18 protein-coding genes are annotated in these 22,676 nt (G+C 34.0%); 11 read left to right on the forward strand and 7 right to left on the reverse strand.

Annotated features, from left to right (window positions below; all coding sequences use genetic code 11):
• Positions 1-21: 21 nt before the first annotated feature.
• The 4 genes from BM183_RS07580 to BM183_RS07595 all read right to left on the reverse strand — a co-directional run bounded on the left by BM183_RS07580 (position 22) and on the right by BM183_RS07595 (position 5,565).
• Positions 22-2,697 (reverse strand): cation-translocating P-type ATPase, encoded by a 2,676-nt coding sequence (locus BM183_RS07580; RefSeq protein ID WP_091685794.1) that lies wholly within the window; start codon positions 2,695-2,697, stop codon positions 22-24.
• A 487-nt stretch (positions 2,698-3,184) separates the two neighbouring features.
• Positions 3,185-4,429, reverse strand: coding sequence for an NAD(P)-dependent oxidoreductase (locus BM183_RS07585; protein ID WP_091685796.1), 1,245 nt, complete (start codon positions 4,427-4,429; stop codon positions 3,185-3,187).
• A 169-nt stretch (positions 4,430-4,598) separates the two neighbouring features.
• Complete coding sequence (locus BM183_RS07590) at positions 4,599-4,802, reverse strand: heavy-metal-associated domain-containing protein (protein WP_091685797.1); 204 nt, start codon at positions 4,800-4,802, stop codon at positions 4,599-4,601.
• 229 nt (positions 4,803-5,031) lie between these two features.
• Positions 5,032-5,565 carry a DUF2179 domain-containing protein gene (locus tag BM183_RS07595; protein WP_091685799.1) on the reverse strand — a complete coding sequence of 178 codons (534 nt, stop codon included), beginning with the start codon at positions 5,563-5,565 and terminating at the stop codon, positions 5,032-5,034.
• 174 nt (positions 5,566-5,739) lie between these two features.
• Between BM183_RS07595 and BM183_RS07600 the strand changes: the two genes are divergently transcribed.
• Positions 5,740-6,360, forward strand: coding sequence for a DedA family protein (locus BM183_RS07600; RefSeq protein ID WP_091685801.1), 621 nt, complete (start codon positions 5,740-5,742; stop codon positions 6,358-6,360).
• A 78-nt stretch (positions 6,361-6,438) separates the two neighbouring features.
• Positions 6,439-6,954 (forward strand): GNAT family N-acetyltransferase, encoded by a 516-nt coding sequence (locus tag BM183_RS07605; RefSeq protein WP_091685803.1) that lies wholly within the window; start codon positions 6,439-6,441, stop codon positions 6,952-6,954.
• 108 nt (positions 6,955-7,062) lie between these two features.
• On the opposite strand, the gene nagA is transcribed toward BM183_RS07605, so the two are convergent.
• From nagA to BM183_RS07620, 3 genes are all read right to left on the reverse strand, one after another.
• Positions 7,063-8,187: an N-acetylglucosamine-6-phosphate deacetylase gene (nagA, locus tag BM183_RS07610; RefSeq protein ID WP_091685804.1), complete on the reverse strand. Its 1,125-nt coding sequence runs from the start codon at positions 8,185-8,187 to the stop codon at positions 7,063-7,065.
• Between the two features lie 36 nt (positions 8,188-8,223).
• A complete protein-coding gene (nagB, locus tag BM183_RS07615) occupies positions 8,224-8,937 on the reverse strand; it encodes a glucosamine-6-phosphate deaminase (RefSeq protein ID WP_091685806.1) in 714 nt (237 codons plus the stop codon).
• Between the two features lie 128 nt (positions 8,938-9,065).
• A complete protein-coding gene (locus BM183_RS07620) occupies positions 9,066-9,953 on the reverse strand; it encodes an ROK family protein (RefSeq protein WP_091685807.1) in 888 nt (295 codons plus the stop codon).
• Between the two features lie 420 nt (positions 9,954-10,373).
• On the opposite strand from BM183_RS07620, the gene BM183_RS07625 reads away from it, so the two are divergent.
• From BM183_RS07625 to BM183_RS07665, 9 genes are all read left to right on the forward strand, one after another.
• A complete protein-coding gene (locus BM183_RS07625) occupies positions 10,374-11,477 on the forward strand; it encodes an SGNH/GDSL hydrolase family protein (protein WP_091685809.1) in 1,104 nt (367 codons plus the stop codon).
• 103 nt (positions 11,478-11,580) lie between these two features.
• Positions 11,581-13,440, forward strand: a complete 1,860-nt coding sequence (locus BM183_RS07630) for a beta-N-acetylhexosaminidase (protein ID WP_091685810.1) — start codon at positions 11,581-11,583, stop codon at positions 13,438-13,440.
• Between the two features lie 115 nt (positions 13,441-13,555).
• A complete protein-coding gene (locus BM183_RS07635) occupies positions 13,556-15,223 on the forward strand; it encodes a type 2 periplasmic-binding domain-containing protein (RefSeq protein WP_091685812.1) in 1,668 nt (555 codons plus the stop codon).
• Positions 15,224-15,381: 158 nt separating this feature from the next.
• On the forward strand, positions 15,382-16,335 hold the full coding sequence (locus tag BM183_RS07640; RefSeq protein ID WP_091685876.1) for an ABC transporter permease: 954 nt from the start codon (positions 15,382-15,384) through the stop codon (positions 16,333-16,335).
• A gap of 14 nt (positions 16,336-16,349) precedes the next feature.
• Complete coding sequence (locus BM183_RS07645) at positions 16,350-17,576, forward strand: carbohydrate ABC transporter permease (protein ID WP_091685814.1); 1,227 nt, start codon at positions 16,350-16,352, stop codon at positions 17,574-17,576.
• A gap of 73 nt (positions 17,577-17,649) precedes the next feature.
• Positions 17,650-19,197 (forward strand): FAD-dependent oxidoreductase, encoded by a 1,548-nt coding sequence (locus BM183_RS07650; RefSeq protein WP_091685815.1) that lies wholly within the window; start codon positions 17,650-17,652, stop codon positions 19,195-19,197.
• Between the two features lie 3 nt (positions 19,198-19,200).
• Positions 19,201-20,739: a DUF4127 family protein gene (locus BM183_RS07655; protein ID WP_091685817.1), complete on the forward strand. Its 1,539-nt coding sequence runs from the start codon at positions 19,201-19,203 to the stop codon at positions 20,737-20,739.
• A 150-nt stretch (positions 20,740-20,889) separates the two neighbouring features.
• Positions 20,890-21,582 (forward strand): N-acetylmannosamine-6-phosphate 2-epimerase, encoded by a 693-nt coding sequence (locus BM183_RS07660; protein ID WP_091685819.1) that lies wholly within the window; start codon positions 20,890-20,892, stop codon positions 21,580-21,582.
• Positions 21,583-21,694: 112 nt separating this feature from the next.
• Positions 21,695-22,546, forward strand: a complete 852-nt coding sequence (locus BM183_RS07665; protein WP_091685821.1) for a MurR/RpiR family transcriptional regulator — start codon at positions 21,695-21,697, stop codon at positions 22,544-22,546.
• Positions 22,547-22,676 lie beyond the last annotated feature (130 nt).

Below are 22,676 nucleotides of genomic sequence, written 5' to 3' on the forward strand. Positions count from 1 at the left end.
AAAATTAAATAAGACTTGTTATTAATTAGAGTTTGCTTCTTCTTTTTCTTCACGAATTTTCATGATAAATTTAATAATTTCATTTACGATAAGAGGAATCAATGCAAATCCAAGTACAATTGCCCAGTCATTAAGCGGTAAATTGTGTACGTTAAATGCATTTGCTAATACCGGAATAGAAATAACAACTTCTTGAAGTATAAATCCAACTATAATAGCACCGATTAATTTCATATTAGAGAATAAACCAATTTTGAAAATGGATTTTGATGAATTCCTTACAGATAAAGAGTAGAACAATTGGGAACCGGCAAGTACCACAAAAGCCATTGTTCTGGCATACAATAACTGTTCTTCAGTAGGATCTCCGGCACCGAATAAATATCCCCGTTCTGTTAAACCAAAATAGAAGGCAAGTAAGGTTAGAGAACCTATTAACACGCCGCCAATTACTGCTCTGACACCGGCACCGCCTGCGAAAAAGCTTTCCTTAGGATTTCTTGGTTTCTTCTTCATTACATCCTTATCCCCTGGGTCAACACCTAATGCAATGGCTGGCAGTGCGTCAGTAATTAAGTTGATCCAAAGGAGTTGGGTAGCTGTTAAAGGTATCGGCCATTTGAAGATGATGGATAGTAATACGGTAATAACTTCACCTAAGTTACAGGATAGTAAGAAAATAACAGATTTCTTAATGTTATTATAGATATTTCTACCTTCTTCAATAGCATTTACGATAGTTGTAAAGTTATCATCTGTTAAAATCATATCACTGGCACCCTTAGCAACGTCTGTACCTGTAATACCCATAGCAACACCGATATCAGCATATTTTAAGGATGGAGCATCATTTACACCATCACCTGTCATAGAAACAATATTTCCATGAGCTTTAAATGCTCTAACAATCTTAACCTTGTGCTCCGGTGAAACTCTGGCAAATACTCTGTAATTATTAATTTTGTCAGAGAATTCCTCGTCGGATAATTCATCAATTTCAGCACCTGTTAAACTTTGTTCAATTGATTCGGCAATACCTAATTCTTTTGCAATAGCAACAGCGGTATTTTTGTGGTCACCTGTAATCATAATAGGTGTAATACCTGCAAGTTTTGCTTCTTTGATGGAATCTTTTACCTCTAACCTTGGAGGGTCAATCATACCTACAATACCAATAACAGTTAAATCTTTTTCCATATCTTCAGGTGCAATCATACTTGTGGTATCTTTGTAAGCAACACCAAGAACTCTTAATGCCCCGTCGGACATTTCTTCTGTTTTCGTTAATAAATCAGATTTTAAGTTTTCTGTTAATGGAACTACTTTTCCATCAACAAGTGCAGTAGTAGATATTTTTAATAAATTATCAATAGCACCTTTTGTATGAACTCTGTAACCGGAACCCTCCACATTTAGAGTTGACATTAATTTTCTATCTGAATCAAATGGATTTTCAGAAACTCTCTTATGCTTTGTATTTAAATCCGATTTTTTCATGTTATATTTATCACCTAATACAACAAGTGCGATTTCAGTAGGATCTCCGGTACCTTCTCCATTCTCATAAGTGGCATCAGAACAAAGTACTAAGGAACGAATTAATTCTGCCTCGTCGGTAGAAGGTGTAAGATTTTCACCTGTAACGGAAACATCTTTTAAATTGCCAATTGTATAATTTTTTACAACGGTCATCTTATTTTGCGTTAATGTACCTGTTTTATCAGAACAGATAATATTAACAGAACCAAGGGTTTCAACCGCAGGAAGTTTCTTAACAATTGCGTTGATCTTAGACATTCTAGTAACACCTAATGCTAAAACGATAGCAACGATAGCAGCTAAACCTTCTGGAATTGCAGCTACTGCTAAACTGATTGCTGTTAAGAACATCTCAAATAAATCTCTTCCTTGTAAAAGAGCAATACCAAAGATAAGAACACAAATACCAATACATAAATATCCCAGGACTTTTCCTAATTCTTCTAAACGTTTTTGTAATGGAGTCAATTCATCATTATCTTCATCCAGAATTTTAGCAATGGTACCGATTTCTGTTTCCATGGCAGTGGCTACAACAATACCTTCACCTCTGCCGTAAGTAACAAGGGTAGACATAAATGCCATATTTGACTTATCACCAATTGGTGTTTTTGGATCTTCATGTATATCATCTGCATCTTTATTAGAAGGTACAGATTCACCTGTAAGTGCAGATTCTTCTATTTGTAGATTCGCACTTTCCAACAAACGTAAATCAGCAGGGATGAATCTACCTGCATCTAATATAACAATATCACCAGGAACAACTTCCTCGGAATTAATTTCTTTAACTTCCCCATCACGTCTAACAAGGGATTTCGGCGTTGTCATTTTCTGAAGAGCTTCTACTGCTTTTTCAGCTTTAGCTTCCTGAACTACACCGATGACTGCGTTAATAAGTACAACTAAAAGGATGATAATGGAGTCAACATATTCACCAATGAATATTGTAATAACAGCAGCTGCTAACAGAACATAAATTAGCATATCCTTAAGTTGTGCAAAGAAAAGGGAAATTAAACTTTTCTTTGGTTTTCCCTTCAACTTATTAAGACCATATTTCTCAAGTCTGGCTTTCGCTTCCTGAGTGGTCAAACCGGTTGAAGGATTGACGTTCAATTCTTTTGTAACGTCATCTTTTGATTTTGAAAACCACATAAAAACACCTCTCTAATTTTAGTTTTTTGTGTAAAAGAAAATAATAAATTAATTAAAGGAAGTTATACTACATTATTCCCTTTAAACTAATTTCTTTATACTTATTTAATAATTTTACTATAATATTTGGAGTGAGTAAATAAGAGTAAGATTAGAAATAGATTAAAAAATCGAAGAGAATTGAAAATATATGTATAAAGATATCAAAAATTACCTTTGTTTTGTAATAATATAGGTTGATAAAGGAAAATTACACAAACACAAATGTTCCGGAAGGGATGCTGTAGAACTATTAATATGATTCTTTTGTGGAAAAACAAGAAGAGAAAGAGCTGAAAAACTCCTGCTTTGTCATAATAAGCCTGTTCCGTGAAGCTGAAATTAAAAAACGCAGCGGATCTAAGTATTCTGAAATGCTTGTTAAAGATTCAGAATTAAAATAGAAGGAATGACAAAACAGGTTTTTCAGTGAATTTGTAAAGAGGTGTTATACCTTCTGATGAGTCTTTTTACAATACTCATCAATATGCTGGGCTACCATCTTGGCATAATTTACTGCTTCAACAACGGTTCTGGCACCGGTAACTACGTCTCCGGAAGCGAATACTCCTTCACGGGTAGTATGTCCGGTTTCGTCAGCAAGGAGTAATCCCAGTTTGTCTGTGTCCAAACCGGTTGTATTAGATACAATATTATTACGGGGAGACTGGCTGACAGCAATGATTACCGAGTCGCATTCATAAACAGCCTCAGAACCCTGAACATTAACTATACTTACTTTGTTATTTTCATCAGTTATTTTTTTGGTATTAATATATTTTATACCATTGTCTAATATTTCAACAGGAGCTTTAAATAGATCGAATAAAACGCCGTCTTCTTTTGCTTCCTGAATCTCTGCCTTTGTTGCAGACATATCTTCAAAATCTTTTCTGTAAAAGACACGTACTTCTTCAACACCCTCACTTCTTTTGGCAGTTCTGGCAGCATCCATTGCAACATTTCCTGCTCCAATAACACATACTTTTTTGCCTAATCTATAAACATTTGGGTTCTTTAAGTAATCAATGGCATAATGTGCATTACCAAAGCTTTCGCCCTTAATATTCAACCGCTTTGGATTCCATACACCGGTTCCGAGAAAAATTGCTTTATAACCATCTTCAAAAAGTTTATCAATGGTAAGTACAGGACCAACCAAACGGTTAGGTCTGATTTTAACTCCTAATTGAATTAATTTATCCTCTATTTGATCCAGATATCTCTTAGGTAATCTAAATTCCGGAATACCATATCTTAATACACCGCCGATTTTTTCTTTACTTTCAAACAGGGTTACTTTATAACCCCTGGAAGCAAGCATGAAAGATATAGTAAGGCCGGCAGGTCCTGAGCCTATTATGGCTACTCTGTCTTCAAGCTGAGTTTTAGCTTTTAATTGGACGGAATCCAGGTAAGCAGATGAAATATATTTTTCAATTTCATAAAATTCAACAGGTGTTTCTTTAATACCTTTTATGCAATTACCCATGCATTGATTTTCATGGGCACAGACAATGGCGCATATTGCAGATAATGGATTATTTTCAAATAACATTTCACCGGCTTTTTCAATTTGATCATCTTTAAAAAGTTGAATAATTTCCGGAATAGGAGTGCTGATAGGACATCTTTTGGAGCATCTTGGATTTTTACATAATAAGCATCTATTAGCTTCTTCTTTTAAATTCATAAACTTACCCTCCTGGTAAAATGCAATAACAATAATGTAAAAAATGAAGCTGCTGCAAAATTGTTATTCTGAATAAATTCAGTTATACTGAATTCTCTGAATAAATTATTTTTTGCAACAGCTTCAAATAGTAAATTTTTATTGAATTACTATAGTGATATGATAACACTTATTCAATTCTGCATCCTACATGTTCAATACTATTTCTGATTTCATTTTCATTCGTGGAATCATTATAACCTACCTCTATAGAACCTCTGCCTAAGTCCACATTAATTTTATGAACTCCGTCAATTTCACTTAAAACGTTTTTAACCTGAGTTTTTATAGAATTATTCAGTAGTCCGGATACATTATAGTGTATTCTGTTCATAAGATTCCTCCTATTGAAATGCAGATTTTTAGGACACTAATAGGATTTGTATTATAAGCTGTTTTTATGATGGGAATAATTATATCATTCAACTGGTATACTAGTCAACAAGTAAACATTTTATTAGGTTACTCTTTTATCAAATTTTTATAAAACAAATGGTTCCGGGCTTATTTTCCGAAACCATTTTCTAATTTGATTTTTTATGTAGAATAAAAATTATTTTTTGTTACTTTTTAATATATCCGCCCTTTAAGGTTTTTACATCATTGATAATGATTACGGCATTTTCTAAATGAGAATGAATTATTTTCATTGCTTCCGGTATTCGCTTACGAAGCAGATGAAGTACCATTAAGTCTCTTTCTCCATCTTTACCTTGTCCTTTAATTATTGTAACAGCAAATTCACTTTGTCTTAAATCATCTAACAACTCATGGCTTTGTTCATTATTTGGTACAATAACCTGAATAGAACTGAGTCCAAAAGCTAATTTGTTTTCCATCCAGGAACCCAAATAATTCCCTATGGAAAACGCCAATGCAAACACTACAACTCGCAATATGTCCTCTTGAAATCCATCTAAAACGGTTCCGGTAACAAATAACCATATTAAAATTTCAAAAAATGCAATAAATGCTCCGATCTTTTTTTCTCCCCGGTTAATGAGTACAACACGGACGGTTGCAACGGTTACTTCCAGAATTTTACCAAAGAAAATAATAAAATAAATCCATATGCCCATATTATCTAAAAAACCCATAAAAACTCTCCATTCTCTTCAAATTAGTCAAAAATATTTTACAATTGTTTATGTAAATAATAACACAAAAGGTTTATATTTGCTATCAGTATCTTAATATATTAAGGGTTGTAAAAAATAACAATATACAATATAATGAATTGAATTAATAAAAAAAGTAAGAGGAGTTTGATTATGCAGGATTGGATTATTAACATTATGGACGATTTTGGGTATTTGGGAATATCCATGTTAATTATGTTAGAAAATATATTTCCGCCGATACCTTCTGAGGTAATATTAACCTTTGGCGGATTTATGACAACATATACAAACTTACATGCATGGGGGGTTGTGGTGGCATCTACCATAGGTTCTTTACTGGGTGCGGTTGTTTTATTTGGAGTAGGACGTATTTTATCAGCGGAACGTCTGGGTAAAATTCTGGATGGAAAAATTGGTCAGATACTGCATTTTAGAAAAGAGGATGTATATAAAGCTTGTGATTGGTTTAACAGCAAAGGTAAAAGCACCGTTTTATTTTGCAGATGTATACCAATTGTTCGAAGTTTAATATCCATACCTGCCGGAATGGCAAATATGAAATTTGGAATTTTTATGATCTTTACAACCATAGGTTCTCTTATATGGAATACGGTATTAGTAATTTTAGGTGTAGTAGCCAGTGCTTCCTGGGAAAAGATAGTTAAGGGAACAGATACCTTTACCCAGATTACTATTGTTGTTTTGGGGCTTATTTTCCTTATTTGCGCGGCTTTATTCATTAAGAACCGAATCTTAAAAAAAGATAAGTAATTACAACTTCCAGCTGACTGCTAAATAGCCGTGAAAGAGAAAGAATATAGATTTTCATGGTAAAGAGGAGGAGATTTCATGGAAAACATATTAATTAGGAAAGCTACAGAAGCAGATGCAGAAGCTATTATAAAATATTTAAATATAGTAGGCGGAGAAAGTGATAATCTTTTATTTGGTAAAAATGAGTTTTATATGACAGTAGAAGAGGAACAGGAGTTTATAAAAGAGTTCAATGGTTCCTTAAACTCCGTTATGTTATTGGCGAAAGATAATGATGCCATTGTATCTGTAGGTAGCTTATCTGGCTTTGGGAGAAAAAGAATATCCCATCGGGGAGAATTGGCTATTTCAGTTAAAAAAGAATATTGGAATAAAGGTGTTGGTTCAGCTATGTTAAAAGAACTGATACAATTTGGAAAAGAGAAAGCGAAACTTTCTGTTATTCAATTAACTGTAAAAGCAGATAATGAAAGGGCCATACATACTTATAAGAAGTTTGGATTTAAACAAATAGGATATTATGAGAAATTCTTTCTTATTGATGGAAAGTACTTTGATGCATGTCTTATGAATCTATACTTGGATCAGTAATAGCAGAGAATATTTAAAATAAATTGAGAAAAAGGGTACCCTGTCAGTCAGACACAGTATAAGAGGTTGTGTTACCTGACAGGGTACCCTTTCTATTATAAAAAAATATTATATTAAAAGACCATCCCGATAAACTTTCTCAATATTGTAATCCTGATCTAATATTACAAAGTCAGCTTTTTTGCCAACTGCAATTGAACCAATTTGATCTTCTGCTTTAATAGACTTGGCAGGAATCATAGTTGCGCTAAGGATTGCTTTTTCTTTTGGTACTCCGAAATGAATGGCACGTTTTAACGCTTCGTAAACATTAACGGTAGAACCTGCAATGGTTCCGTCTTCCAAAGTTGCTTTGTAGTCCTTTACAATAACTTTTTGACCACCAAGTTCATAAATACCGTCTTCCAGACCGGCTGCACACATAGAATCAGAAATAAGAATCAGTTTATCTGATTCTGCTTTAAACATAAGACGGATAACACTTGGATGAATGTGTATGCCATCGCAAATAATTTCTGCATGAACATCGTTATCAGAAACAGCCCCTACAATTCCCGGTTCTCTGTGATGCAAACCGTTCATTGCATTAAACAGATGGGTTACATGGGATGCACCGGATTCAATTGCTTTGTTGGCTGTATCATAAGTACAGCTTGTATGTGCAAGAGAAACGGTTAGGGAATCTGAGTATTTTTCAATAAATTCATTGGAATGTGGGAGTTTTGGATCAATGTCCACAATTCTTATGTTGTTACCGGATAACTGGTTTAATTCATCAAAAAAATTATTATCAATATCCATTAAAAACTTTGGATCATGAGCACCTCTTTTGTCTACTCCAAGAAAAGGACCTTCCATATTGATTCCTACAATTCGGCTTCCCTTTACTTTAGTATCAATAGCCTCCTTAATGTTTCTCATTGCCTGTTTGTGAATTTCAGGATCAATGGTCATAGTAGTTGCTAAGATGGAAGTAATACCATTACTGGCATAAAATTCACACATTTTTTCAATTTCATCCACATTGGCACTAATAAAATCGTAACCAACACAGCCATGGGAATGGATATCAATAAATCCGGGTAAAATTAATTTACCTTCACAGTCTACACAATCCTTGTGGTCATCAGAGGTCAAACCATCTTTAATAAGTGTAAATTTATCCTCTTTCACTTCGAAATCCACTTTTTGAAATTTACCATCTACAAATACTTCTGCATTTATAAATTTCATACTTTCCACATCCTTTCTTTTAAAATCTTTATGCCATTAAGCATTAAAGCAATAAGCCACTGTTAAATTCGGATGAAGCTGCAGAACAGAAGCAGGAACTTCCGGGGTTATAGGACCGTAGATTGCTTTGTCTATAATTTCCTTCTTATCCGGACCATTGGCAACTAAAATAATTTTCTTTGCAGACATAATGGATCTGATACCCATAGTGATAGCTTTCTTTGGAACTTCGTCTATGGATTCAAAGAATCTTGCATTTGCTTTAATGGTAGTTTCGTCTAACTCAACAACATGGGTTCCTTTTTCAAATACACTGTCCGGTTCATTAAAGCCAATGTGGCCATTATGTCCGATTCCAAGTATCTGTAAATCAACTCCACCTAAATCTTCAATTAATTGATCATATCTTTTACATTCGGCTTCTGCATCAGCAGCTAACCCATTAGGTACATTTGTATTCTTAATGTCTATATTTATGTGACTAAAAAGATTGTGATTCATAAAATAACGGTAACTTTGTTCGTTGGTGGTTTCTAGACCGCAATATTCATCTAAGTTTACACTGGTAACTTTAGAAAAATCAATATCTCCTTTTTCGTACCATTCAATTAACTGCTTATAAGTTCCAATAGGAGTGGAACCGGTTGCAAGGCCTAATACACAATTTGGTTTTAATATAACCTGTGCGGAGATTATGTTTGCTACTTTTCTGCTTAATTCCTTATAATCTTTTGCTTCAATAATTTTCATTTCTATTTCCTTTCTTATGCTTATTTAAATAATAATTCCTATTATAACAGATTATAATATAAAACTTGTATTTATAACAGGGGGAAAAATTTTAAAAACTGTCTTTTTGTATGAATTGCAAAAAAATATCATTTTTTCAACCTTTGTTCGGCTATGGCAGCCATACCATAAACGCCTGCATTATTGCCTAATTGGGCAGGAACTATTTTTATTCCCTGAAAGCTATCCATAATTTTATTTAAGATTTTTTCATTAATAGAATTGATAATGTACTTTTGTTTCATAATTCCGCCGCCCAATATAATACAGGAAGGATTAAAAATATGTATTAAATTAACTAAACCATATATAATTTCATCAATCCAGTTATCTACTATATCTTTTATCTCTTTATTGCCTTGTTCCAATTCTGAGAAAATCAGATATCCATTATTTAGAGTATTATCATAGGCCATGGCATTACGTAAAAGGGCAGTGGTGGATGCATATTGTTCATAGCATCCTTTATGGCCGCAATTACAGGATAAGCCATTTATATGAGTGACCATATGGCCCATTTCTCCAGCTACGCCATTACTGCCTTTGTATATCTTACCATTAAAAACAATAGCACCTCCAATGCCGGTACCATAAGTAAGACATAGAAAATTTTTTTCACCTTTACCGGCACCATAGAACCCTTCTCCAATGGCAGCAGCATTTACATCGTTTTCTAGGAAAACTGGCTTATTATATTTTTTCTTTATGATCATACTTAATTTAGTTCCTGTATAATCAGGTACATTTTCATTAGCGTATATAATACATCCTTTTTCACTGTCCACCTGCCCGGTAGTGCTTATGCTTATTACATCATAATCAGAATAAGAATCAATGGTTTTCATAATATTCTCAACTAACCTGGGACCACCAAGCCTGGCTTCCGATAAACATTCATCCCCTTTTAATATCTCACCGTTATTAATCAGTGCAGACTTAATTGCAGTACCCCCAACATCTAAGGCTAATATATTCATAACAAGACCAAATCCATATCGTAAGAAGTACTTACGACACTGCCTAATATAGGTGCAAAAGAATTCTAGTGGCAGCCTTTCATTCAAAATTTTCTTTTTCACCTGGTTTGAAAAAAAATATTTTCATTTTTGCTTTTTCACATTGAAAATTCTTAAAACATATAAGTTATCCAATACTTCTTTATTAAAAATTATAGTATAAATATAGGAAAAAGCAAGCGAAAATAAAAATATTTTTCAAAATAAAAGGTTTTGAAAATAATTTTTATTTATTTTTATGAAATATATTGACTTATTGGTGAAAAAGTTATAGGATAATACTAATAAAAAAAATATTTTTCATTTATGAAGTCGAAATAAAAATTATTTTCACAATTTTAGGCAAATTAATAATAATTTGGAAAGAAGTCGGTAGCTATTATGGAAAAAGATATTAGAGATATTGATAAGAATATGTCGAATAACGGATTGACTGCAACAGAAGGTATTAAATGGTTTAAACCATATGAAGAGCCATTAAGATTAAGCGGCTTTCAATATTTTTCAGAGGACAGAGTTTATCGAAGATTGCCTCTTAGTAAAAAAGTGCTGTTTGAGAGGGTTAATAATAACTTAAACATATTAAGTGAAGATACTGCCGGAGGGCAAGTTGCTTTCCGGACCAATTCTTCTAGAATACTGGTAAGAGCAAAGAATAAAATCGGCCATGATATGGTTAATATGGCTGCAAGCGGACAGAATGGATTTGACTTATATCTGGGACAAAACGGGGAACGCCTTAAGTTTTACGGTATTACCAAATTTGATGTAAAATACAAAGAGTACCAATGTGAAATTATTGCAAATTTACCTGTGGGTCAAATCAGAGATGTACTTCTTAACTTCCCTTTATATGATGGTGTGGAATATGTAGAAATAGGTGTAGATGATGGGGCAGAAGTATTGCCGCCAAAACCCTTTGCTGCACCTGGAAAAATTGTTTTCTATGGAACATCCATAACTCAGGGAGGCTGTGCTACTCGTCCGGGAATGGCCTATACCAATATATTAAGCAGATGGCTGAATAGAGAAGTTATTAATCTGGGTTTTTCCGCCAATGGACTTGGAGAATATGAAATGGCAGAATTAATTGCAGATATTGAAGATGCCTCTATGGTAGTACTGGATTATGAAGCTAACGCAGCTACAACCGGCAGGTTAGAAGCCTCTCTTTCTGGTTTTATAGATATTATCCGAAAGAAACACCCTCACATTCCAATTCTTGTTTTATCAAGAATACAATATTTAGCTGATTTTTATGATGAAACTTTACAGAAAAGAAGAGAACATTATCGTAAATTCCAATTAGATACAGTAGAAGAAAAGAGAAAACAGGGCGATAATAATATATATTTTTATAATGGAAATGACCTCTACGATGATTATTTTGATGAATATACGGTAGATTTCATTCATCCCACAGATTTAGGTTTTTGGAAAATGGCAGAAGGTTTACATGAAGTACTTAAAAAAATTCTTTTTTAAATGAAAGGTTTTAGAGAATTTCATTTTCTCAAAGGTTGAAATTCTCTCAACCGGAGATTTGTGCTAATGCACAATGTTTCCAGGTTTTGAAAGGAGCATGGTTATGAGAAAGTATCATTTTAAAAACTGCAATGAGCTGCAGATGAATGCTATTACAGAATTACAAAGACTATTACCATTTACAATTTCAAGTGACGGAATCTGTGTGGAACTTGAAAATACTCAATCGGGGCTTGCAGTTGACAGTACTGAAGAAGGTTATAAAATAAAATTCAGTAGTTTACATACCTTATTCCGGGGCATATTCCTTTTATATGCAAAAGGAGATAAGAAAGACTTACATATAACACAAGAGTGCAGTTTCAAAGATTTTGGAATTATGCTGGATGTATCAAGGAATGCTGTATTAAAAACAGAGACCATAAAAGATATAGTCCTGCATCTTGCACTGCTTGGGTATAATTCCTTGCAGTTATACACGGAGGATACCCTGGAAGTTGAGAATGAAGAATATTTCGGTTATATGAGGGGTGCCTTAACAGGAGAGGAAATAAAAGAAATTGATAACTATTGTAAGTTATTTGGAATTGAGTTAATACCTTGTATTCAGACCTTGGCACATCTTAACCAGATAACCAGATACGAAAGATACGATAAGATTATAGATTATGCAGATATTCTCCTTGTTGGTGAAGAAAGAACCTATGAATTGCTGGAGAATATTTTTAAGACAGCATCCAAACATTTTACCAGCAGAAATATTAATATTGGTATGGATGAAGCCCATATGGTGGGGCTTGGCAAATATCTGGATAAGAACGGGTATAGAAACCGCTTTGACATTATGCTGGAACATCTGAAAAAAGTTTTGGAGCTATGTGACAAATATGGTTTTAAACCACGAATGTGGAGTGATATGTTCTTCAGACTGGTTTCCGGAGGAGATTACTATAACACCCAAATTGATGGGGAGGTAAAAGAGTTATTTGATAAGATTCCAAAAGAAGTGAAACTTATTTATTGGGATTATTATTCCTTAGATTCTAGCAGATATGAGAATAACCTGAAGCTGCATAAAAAGATTTCAGATAATGTAGGGTTTGCAGGAGGTGCATGGAAGTGGACCGGGTTTGCACCGGATAACCTGTTTAGCATAAAGACAGGAGAGCAATCCATGAAAGCATGCAAGAATGTTGGAACAGACAGCTTTTTATTAACCTGCTGGGGTGATAATGGAGCGGAAGCAAGTGTATATTCCATACTGCCTTCTATCTACTATTATGCGGAAGAAGCATATTCCAATGAGTTTGAAAAAGATTCCTTTTTATCTTTAACCGGAATTGATTTTGATGATTTTATGAAGCTGGATCTACCTAACAGAATTATGGAACCTTCCGATTATGACAGGAACAATGCGAGTAAGTTTTTATTGTATAACGATTTGCTTATAGGTACCTTTGATTCTTTGGTATTTGATAAGATTGACGAAGTATATGAAAAAAATGCAATGGAATTAAAAGAAATCTGTCAGAAAACAGATAGATACGGGTACCTGTTTGATACGCTGTATAAATTATGTGATGTACTTTCATTAAAAGCAAAATTAGGTGTGGATTTAAAAGCTGCTTATGACAAAAATGACAGGCAAATGCTATTAGAGATTAAAGATGCCGTTTTACCCCGGTTAATTAGTAAATTAGATTCCTTCTATGACAGCTTCTTTTATCAATGGCATAAGGAAAACAAATCTTTTGGTTTTGAGGTTCAGGTTGTAAGGCTGGGCGGCTTGAAAACCAGAATGGAATATGTTCAAAAACGCATAGAGCAGTACTTAAGAGGAGAGATACTTAACATAGAAGAATTAGAAATTCCAAGAAAACCCTTTGGCTATTTTGAAACATTAGATAATAACAAAATAATCTACAATTTATGGAATGTAATTGTAACACCATCTGTTATGTAACATGTGATTCTAATTATTATTCCATATAGAAGAAAATCTATTCTTATTACATACAACGGATTGCTTTTCTTGTATTGAATAATAATTAAAATAAATATTATATGGAGGTATTGTGATGAAAGGGAAAAAAATCGCAAAAGTATTAACTATGCTGCTTATTTTAGCAACAATGTTTTCTATGGTTGGATGCAGCAAAAAAGGTGAGGAGGACAATACTGAAACAAAGACAGAAACATCAGGAAAAACAGAAACTGCAGAAACCTCTAAAGAGGGAGAGGGAACTGCAAAAGCATTAGCAGATTACGAAAAAGTAAATACTTTTAAGTATTTCGGTATGGGTTCAGGGGTTGAAACAGATCAATTCAACAATAGCCCAACAGCACAGCTTGTAAAAGAGCATACCGGTTACGATGTATATTATGATCAGGCACCGGCTGATCCAATTGATGCACAGACTGCAATCACTAACATTTTTATGTTAAAGTCTGATTATCAAGCTGTAAAAGTATCTAAAGAGCAATTCTATACATTACTTGAAATGGATGCATTACTTCCAATTACTGAATATGTAAATGCTTCTACTAATTTAAAAGAAGTAATAACAGATTTTGGATGGCAAACTGCAACAAAAGATGGTGAAATCTATGCAATTCCACAAAAAAATGCACGTTTAGCATCTAATACAGCAATTGCTTTCAGATTAGATTGGTTAAATGAGTACAATACAGCAAATCCAAATGCTCAGATTCCAGTTCCGTCAAAAGAAAACAATTATTCTATGACCTTATCTGATTTCAAAACTATGTTAACATACTTTGCTACAAAGGTACCTGCTGGTGGAAAAGCAATGGCAATTGATGTACAGACTGTTTATCAGGAAAACATCCTGCCTGCTTTTGGTATCTACAATGAATGGGCTGAAGTAGATGGTAAATTAGAATATGCTATTAATCAGCCAGGATTTGAAGATTACATGAAGTACATGGAAGATCTGTTTGATAACGGTTTAATCCAATACCAGGCTACTGCTAATGATGCAGGTGCTGCTAAATCTTTACAAGCCAGAACCGTAGGTGCAGGACGTATTCCTCATTGGAATGCAGCAACTATAGAAGCAACTGATACAGCTGCTACAGATGACAGCATTTCTTACATTCAGGCACTTGTACCAGATGAAAGCAAAGGAGATCCAAACGCAGTTAGAGTATTTGCTCAACAAGGCTACGGTTTTTATACTGTTATTCCTAAGTATTCAACACCAGAACAAGCTGCAGCAGTTATTGACTGGGCAGATAAAAAACTTGATAAAGATTTCTTCTTAGAAATGGTATTAGGTACAGAAGGTGAAACTTATACTGTGGAAAACGGAGAGTATTATCCAATATTACCTACATTTGATGAAAAACAAGGTTTGGCTGACAAATTCATGGACGGTATAAGAGAAGACGACTATGCTACCTATTGGTTATGCCGTACAAGAAAAACAGAAGCTCAAGATAAGATGTTTAGTATTGCAAACTACAATATTGAAAAAACCGGTATTCAAAATCCAATTACTGTAATGCCTCCAAATACAGCTTATGATACTTACTACACAGCTGCTAATATTGAGGTAAAAGATACTTTAGTAACTACTTTATTTGAAAAGGGTACTAGTTTGTCTGTTGATGATATTAAAGCTGTATTTAACGGATTACAAGGTGAAGAAATTACAGCTTCTGTAAATGAATGGTACCAGAATTGGGAATTAAAAGATTCCTTTAATGCCGTAGAACCTAGATAATATTGTACTTGTTATTACCATCTGCCTGTTTACAGGCAGATGGATTCACCAAAATACGTAGGTGACAACTTTAAAATGGTGTGAATTATAACATTTGTCCACTACGTATTTTGGTGAGTTATAAAATTTAAAAACAGGAGGTAAAACCGGTGAAAAAGATGAAAGAGAAAAAAGTAAAGGTTAGCTTTGGTGAGCAATTAAAGCGCAATGGTAACTTGTTTATATTCTACATACCAGCGGTATTGTTTGCCATCTTATTTTATTATACTCCAATGCTTGGATTGGTTATGGCGTTTAAGGAAAATCCAAACTTATTTGGCAGCAGCTCAGCATTAGCAGGTATTTTGGAGGCGAATTGGGTGGGACTTAAAAATTTTAAAACGATTTTTAGTAATCCCCAGGTGTTAAATGCTCTTCGTAATACTTTAATTATCAGTACAATGAAAATATTAATAGTCTTTCCTATACCTATTGTACTTGCTATTTTAATTAGTGAAATGAAAGGAAAGATCGTAAAGAAATCCTTACAGCTTACCATGTATCTTCCTTACTTTTTATCCTGGGCTACCATAGGAGGTATTTTTATTGCAATTTTGAATAAAGAGACCGGTTTAGTAAATAACATTCTGGAATGGCTGGGACATGGAAGATTTAATTTTGTAACCAGCAACGCTTCTTTCCGGTCTGTTATCGTATCAACAACAGCTTGGAAAGATATTGGCTGGAGTACCATTACATATTTGGCAGCTATCACCGCTCTGGACAGAAATCAGATAGAGGCTGCAAAAATTGATGGTGCCTCAAAATGGCAGCAAATCAAATATATCACACTTCCCGGAATTATGCCGGTGGTTGCGGTTATGTTTATATTAAGAATCGGATTCCTGATGGATGCCGGATTCGAGCAAGTTTTTGTATTTTATTCACCATTCGTTCAGGAAACTGGTGATATATTAGGTACTTATACTTACCGCTTAATTCGTCAATCCGCTTTAATCCCTCAATATGCCCTATCCACAGCTGTAGGATTCTTTAATTCTATAGTAGCGTTGATGCTTGTTGTTGGAGGTAATTTTATTTCTAAAAAATTCTTCAACAAAGGTATTTGGTAAAAGGAGGCGTGATCATGGAGAAGTCAAGACGTAAAGAATTATTAACGAAAGCTGAAAAACAACAAAGAATTCTTGATAGGGTTTTATTAACAGGAGGTATTATCTCCTTAGGAATTCTATTAGAACAAATCATTTATGCAAAATTAAGTGCATCTGTTAATTTTAAGCTGGATATGGTCTATGCAGTATTTTGGCTGGTATTTGCACTTGAAAATATTAATAGATTTACAAAATTAAAAACCAAATCAGATAAAATTTATTATGTAAAATTTGAAAAAGCTGAAATTCTATACTTTATTGTTTCACTTATTATAGTACCTTTATCTTTTGTGATACCGTCATTAAAAGCAGTAAGGTGGATTATTCTGTTAAAACTGCCAAATCTATTTAGAAGATTTAATGATGAAAAGGTATTCCAGGTGATAACTAAAATCATTGGTGTATTGTTAATAGCCTTTTTCTTCGTACCATTTTTAAATGTAATAGCAGTAAGTTTATCATCACCGGGACAAATCATTAATATTTTCCCGAAAAAAATTAATTTCTTTGCATTAAAATATGTACTAACAGATATGGGATTTATAAAATCTTTCGGAAATTCTATATTTATTACCGTTGTAGGTACTTTAATATCGGTAACTTCAATGGCAATGGCTGCATATCCCTTATCAAAACCGGATATGCCCCTTAGAAAAACAATGATGCTGTTCTTTATGATTGTTATGTTATTCTCAGGCGGAATTGCTCCTAATATTTTAGTAGTTAATGCACTTGGATTAACAGATACCATATGGGGACTTATATTGCCTACAGTAGTTATGGTTTACTATTTACTTTTACTAAAAGGATTTTATGAAAGTATTCCTGCTGAACTGGAGGAATCTGCAAAATTAGATGGTGCAAATAATTTCCAGATACTATTTAAAATTATATTCCCAATTGCATCACCTATGATTGCAACTGTAACTTTCTTTACTGCAATCAGTTTTTGGAACAATATTAACAGTTCCATACTTTATGTTACTTCAAATCAAAGTATATATCCGGTTCCTATGTATATTAAGAACTTTTTAAGCAGAAATCCTATGGACGTAGCTCAATCTATGCCGGAGTTATTACCATTTTGGGATAACATTAAGATGAGTTACATTTTAATTTCCATTATACCAATCCTATGTGCATATCCTTTTATCTTCAAATATATCAAAAATGATGTATCTGCAGGTGCTGTAAAAGGCTGATAGGATAAATATAACATCTGCAAGCAGATGGATGTAAACATCGAAAGAATAAAGAAAAGGGGAAAGAGAATTGATGAAGTTTGATATTGCCGTAATAGGTGGCAGTTTAGGCGGAGTGCAGGCAGCAATAAGTGCCGCAAAAAAAGGAAAGAAAGTATATATGTGTGAAGAAACGGACTGGGTAGGAGGTCAGTTGACTACTCAGGCAGTTCCACCTGACGAGCATAAATGGATAGAAGAATTTGGTGCCGCAGGGAGCTATTTAAAATACAGACAGGATGTAAGGGATCATTATAGGAATTTACCGAATATTAGTGATGAAATTAAGAATAAGGACAGATTTTGTCCGGGTAATTCCTGGGTATCCAGAATTGCACACGAACCCAAAGTAGCACTTAAGATTCTAAATTCCTATTTAGAACCATTTATACAAAATGGAAACCTGATAATTGATTATCATACCGTCCCAGTAGATAGTGTGGTGGTTAACGATGTAATTCAATCAGTTACCGTGAAAAGCACAAAGAATCATGAAACAAAAGTAATAGAAGCAGATTATTTCTTAGATGCTACCGATTGCGGAGACTTATTGCCAATTGTTCATGCTGAATATAGAACCGGTGCAGAAAGCAAAGAAGAAACAGGAGAACTTCATGCTCCGGAAGTTGGAAATCCACATGATATGCAGCCGATTACATGGGTTGTAGCATTGGAGTTGAACCCAGAAGGCGATTATAAGATTCCAAAACCGGAAAAGTATGAGTACTTTAAGAATTTAGATGTATCTTATGATGATAATAAATTATTCAGCTGGTATGCTCCTGAAGCAGAAACCCAGAAAAAAGTATTATTTTCTATGTTTGACAATGAAGTGCCCGGAAAACCTTTAGGTTTATGGAGCTATAGAAGAATTATTGATACAAAGAATTATAAAGACCCATCTGTGAAGGAAGTTTCACTGATTAATATACCTCAAAATGATTTTAGTCTGGGTAATATATATGACGACAAAGATGCAGAGGAAAACAAAAGGCTGGCCAAAGAACAAACCATGTGTCTTGTTTATTGGCTTCAAAATGACGCACCAAGGGCAGATGGCGGGTTCGGATATCCGGTTGGATTAAGACCTGATATTATGGGAACAGAGGATGGGATTGCCAAAGCACCATATATAAGAGAATCCAGAAGAATCGTTGCAAAGAAAACTATTTGTGAACAGGATGTAAGTAAAAAGTTTAATAAAACACCTCCTACTGTGAAAGATTCTGTTGGAGTGGGACATTATGCTATTGATATTCACCTGACTACCAAAACCCACTCTTTCCTTTATGATGCCACTTATCCTTTTGAAATTCCATTGTCTGCTATGATTCCGGTAAGACTTAAGAATTTAATTCCGGCATGTAAGAATATTGGATGTACCCATCTTACCAATGGATGCTACCGTCTTCATCCGGTGGAATGGAATGTTGGAGAAGTTGCCGGCTTATTAGCAGCATATGCATTGGATTGCAAGGTAAGTTTAGAAGAAATTTTAGAAAATAGAATGGAGGATTTCCAACAAGTATTAGTTAAAGAGGGAATTCAATTACATTGGGATTATACGAAGATGGAGGTCTAAATTATGAAGAAAATTGTATTACTTCCGCTTGATGAGAGACCTTGTAATTATAATTTTCCATATAAATTATTTAATAAAAACCGCAATACCGGTGCTTTAGCACCATCTAATATGGATTTGGATTTTCAGATTATAAAACCGGATAAATTAGGAGATAAAAAAACACCTGCAAATACAATGGAAATACAGAAATTTCTTAAAGAATCCTGTAAAGATGCGGATGGATTAGTAATTTCTATTGATACTCTTGCCTACGGTGGCTTGATTCCATCCAGACTTCATCATTCCAGTGCAGAAGAAATCCGGGAAAGATTAGAAATTATCAAAGAATTAAAGAAAGATAATGAAAAATTAAAAATCTACGCTTTCCATTGTATTATGAGATGCCCTAAATATTCCTCTAATGATGAAGAACCAGATTATTATGAAGAATGCGGTGCAGAAATTCACAAAATAGGCGAATTAGAACATAAAGCCAGATTAGGCATGGATATTGGTAAGGAGCTGGACGATTTATACAAAAAAGTAAAAAGCCAGTATCTGGAGGATTATACAGGAAGACGTAAAGTTAATCTATCTTTGAATTTATTATCATTGGATTATGTAAAAGAAGGTTATATTGATTTTCTGATTATACCCCAGGATGATTCCGCTAAATATGGTTTTACTGCAATGGATCAGGAAATTGTAAGAGAAAAGATAACCAAGGAATTACTACAAGACCAGGTACTTATGTATCCTGGTGCAGATGAAGTTGCGATGACTCTCCTTACAAGGGTAATTAATAATTTAAATGGAAGAACACCTAATATTTATATAAAATATGCTTCCATTCATGCTCCATATATAATCCCTGCATATGAAGACAGATCATTAGGTGAAACTTTAAAATATCAGATTATGGCTGCCGGATGTATGCAAACAGAATCCTCCCCGGAAGCGGATCTTATTCTTGCAGTCAGTGCACCTGCTGGTGAAATGTTGGAAGCATCTGCACAGCCGGTAAAAAACCAGAATTATTGTGTAGAAAGAAATCTGACAGAGTTTGTTCTGTATATTGAAGAACAGCTAAAAAAAGGTAAGGCTGTTACTATTGGTGATAATGCCTTTGCAAATGGAGCAGATTTAGAATTAATTGCATTACTCAATAAGAGAAATCTGTTAATGAAAGTTGCAGGATATGCGGGATGGAATACTTCATCCAATACACTTGGAACTGCTATCAGTCAGGGTGTCTTATATCTTTATAGAAATGATTGTAAGGAGCACAGAGATTTTCTGGTGGAAAGGTATATTGAAGATGCAGGTTACTGTGGGGTTGTTCGAAAATATATAACCGAACATAAATTAGAAGGTCTTGGAATGAATTACTTTGATGTAAAAGAAAGTAATGGTATTGCAAGTACTTTAATTCGGGAAATGTTACAGGAATTTGTTGATTCAAAATTATCTTCTATAGCAGAAAAGGTATGTATCAATCAAGTATATATGCCGTGGAGAAGAATGTTTGAGATTGGCATTGATGCCAATTATAAAATATAAAAATAAACTACATATATACTATAAAATCAATATCTATTGTAAAAGAATATACTATATAGTAAAATTAGGTAGAATTGATTTGACGGATTGGACCAAGCTTAAGCTTTAGCCCAACGCTTAGGTATATATATATATCTGGAGGTCAAAGCAATGAATAAGAAGACAGAAGTTTTTAGCAAAATTAAGGGCGGGTTAATTGTTTCTTGCCAGGCACTGGATAATGAGCCTCTATATAGCTCTTATATAATGTCCAGAATGGCATATGCAGCTCAGTTAGGAGGAGCTTGCGGAATCAGAGCAAATTCTCCTGAAGATATTATAAAGATTAAAGAAACAGTTGATTTGCCAGTAATAGGTTTATATAAAAATAATTTTAATGACAGCGAGGTTTACATAACACCTACAGAAGAATGTGTAGATGCACTTATAGAAAGTAAGCCGGATATTATTGCAATAGATGCCACAAATAGACTTCGTCCCTTTGGTATCACATTGGATGAGTTTTTTAAAAAGATTCGCAGTAAATATCCGGATATGATTTTCATGGGTGATTGTTCTTGCTTAGAAGATGGAATTCATGCGGAAGAATTAGGATTTGATCTTGTGGGGACTACTCTTTGCGGGTATACAAAAGATACACAAGATACAGAACTTCCTAATATATCCCTAATGAAGCAACTGACCAGTACATTAAAGATACCAGTTATTGCTGAAGGAGGCATATGGTCTCCGGAAGAATTAAAAGCGGCAATTGATAGCGGTGTACATGCTGCTGTAGTCGGAACTGCCATCACTCGTCCTATGGAGATTACTAAGAGATTTGTTAACGCTATAAAAGTGTGAGACGGAAACTGTAAAGTGGTAACTAGAGAGGCCATAACACAAGTGTGAAGAAAAAGCATCTTTATACCGGAGTTATATCAGGAAGTTTAAAGGATAAAAGGAGAGTTGGATAATGAACGGGATTTTTGCAACCATAGAAGGAAACTATGCAAAATTTACAAAATCTGAAAAGAGGGTAGCAGATTTTATTTTTGAGAATCCACAGAGAGTATTATATACTTCTATAACAGATTTAGCAGAAATGTGCGGAGTAGGAGATACTACCGTGTTTCGTTTTTGCAAAGCCCTTAAGTTAAATGGTTATCAGGAATTTAAAATGCTGCTGGCCCAGGATATATCCAATTCCAACGGTAGTAATAATGTATTGGTTGGAACTATAAATCCGGATGATGATGTAAAAACCGTTTGTGAGAAAGCGTTATCCACCAACATTGCAGCTTTAAATGAAACCTTTCATGTTCTGGATTTTGATGCTGTTTCGAAAGCAGTAGACTTAATTTCTGCAGCGAGACGAATCCATTTTTTTGGAATGGGTTCTTCCGGTGTAATTGCCTTAGAAGGAAAGCAAAAGTTCATGAGAATTCTTCCTAATGTGGAATATGTTTCTGATTGTCATATGCAATATATGGCTGCATCTTTACTTGATAGCAGAGATTTAGCGGTAATAGTCTCATACTCCGGCTCAACAAAAGACATGATTGAAATTCATAAGCTTATTAAGAAGAATGGATGTAAATCAATATGTATAACAAGATTCGCGAAATCTTCCTTAACCAATATTGCTGATGTGGTTTTATTATGCGGGTCCAATGAAGGACCATTGGAGGGCGGAGCTTCTTCTACAACCATGGTACAGTTATATATATTGGATGTATTGTATCTGCAATATTTTATTAAGCACTATAATCAATCAAGAGAAAATAAATCAAGAACAACGGAATCTATATCAAATCAGTTGTTATAATTCAGAGAGGCTGTTGCAAAACATAAACTGTCATTCTGAGATTAAATTTAGCATAGCTGAATTTTAAGGGATGAATCTTATAAAGGTAAGATTTTATGAACTGAAAATTCAATTTTCTGAATTTGCGATC

The organism is Anaerocolumna aminovalerica (genome assembly GCF_900115365.1).
Taxonomy (GTDB): domain Bacteria; phylum Bacillota; class Clostridia; order Lachnospirales; family Lachnospiraceae; genus Anaerocolumna; species Anaerocolumna aminovalerica.

Bases quoted from the DNA above. Each gene is read 5' to 3' on its own strand.
- BM183_RS07580 (WP_091685794.1), bottom strand. From the start codon at position 2,697: ATGTGGTTTTCAAAATCAAAAGATGACGTTACAAAAGAATTGAACGTC.
- BM183_RS07585 (WP_091685796.1), bottom strand. From the start codon at position 4,429: ATGAATTTAAAAGAAGAAGCTAATAGATGCTTATTATGTAAAAATCCA.
- BM183_RS07590 (WP_091685797.1), bottom strand. From the start codon at position 4,802: ATGAACAGAATACACTATAATGTATCCGGACTACTGAATAATTCTATA.
- BM183_RS07595 (WP_091685799.1), bottom strand. From the start codon at position 5,565: ATGGGTTTTTTAGATAATATGGGCATATGGATTTATTTTATTATTTTC.
- BM183_RS07600 (WP_091685801.1), top strand. From the start codon at position 5,740: ATGCAGGATTGGATTATTAACATTATGGACGATTTTGGGTATTTGGGA.
- BM183_RS07605 (WP_091685803.1), top strand. From the start codon at position 6,439: ATGGAAAACATATTAATTAGGAAAGCTACAGAAGCAGATGCAGAAGCT.
- nagA (WP_091685804.1), bottom strand. From the start codon at position 8,187: ATGAAATTTATAAATGCAGAAGTATTTGTAGATGGTAAATTTCAAAAA.
- nagB (WP_091685806.1), bottom strand. From the start codon at position 8,937: ATGAAAATTATTGAAGCAAAAGATTATAAGGAATTAAGCAGAAAAGTA.
- BM183_RS07620 (WP_091685807.1), bottom strand. From the start codon at position 9,953: ATGAATATATTAGCCTTAGATGTTGGGGGTACTGCAATTAAGTCTGCA.
- BM183_RS07625 (WP_091685809.1), top strand. From the start codon at position 10,374: ATGGAAAAAGATATTAGAGATATTGATAAGAATATGTCGAATAACGGA.
- BM183_RS07630 (WP_091685810.1), top strand. From the start codon at position 11,581: ATGAGAAAGTATCATTTTAAAAACTGCAATGAGCTGCAGATGAATGCT.
- BM183_RS07635 (WP_091685812.1), top strand. From the start codon at position 13,556: ATGAAAGGGAAAAAAATCGCAAAAGTATTAACTATGCTGCTTATTTTA.
- BM183_RS07640 (WP_091685876.1), top strand. From the start codon at position 15,382: ATGAAAGAGAAAAAAGTAAAGGTTAGCTTTGGTGAGCAATTAAAGCGC.
- BM183_RS07645 (WP_091685814.1), top strand. From the start codon at position 16,350: ATGGAGAAGTCAAGACGTAAAGAATTATTAACGAAAGCTGAAAAACAA.
- BM183_RS07650 (WP_091685815.1), top strand. From the start codon at position 17,650: ATGAAGTTTGATATTGCCGTAATAGGTGGCAGTTTAGGCGGAGTGCAG.
- BM183_RS07655 (WP_091685817.1), top strand. From the start codon at position 19,201: ATGAAGAAAATTGTATTACTTCCGCTTGATGAGAGACCTTGTAATTAT.
- BM183_RS07660 (WP_091685819.1), top strand. From the start codon at position 20,890: ATGAATAAGAAGACAGAAGTTTTTAGCAAAATTAAGGGCGGGTTAATT.
- BM183_RS07665 (WP_091685821.1), top strand. From the start codon at position 21,695: ATGAACGGGATTTTTGCAACCATAGAAGGAAACTATGCAAAATTTACA.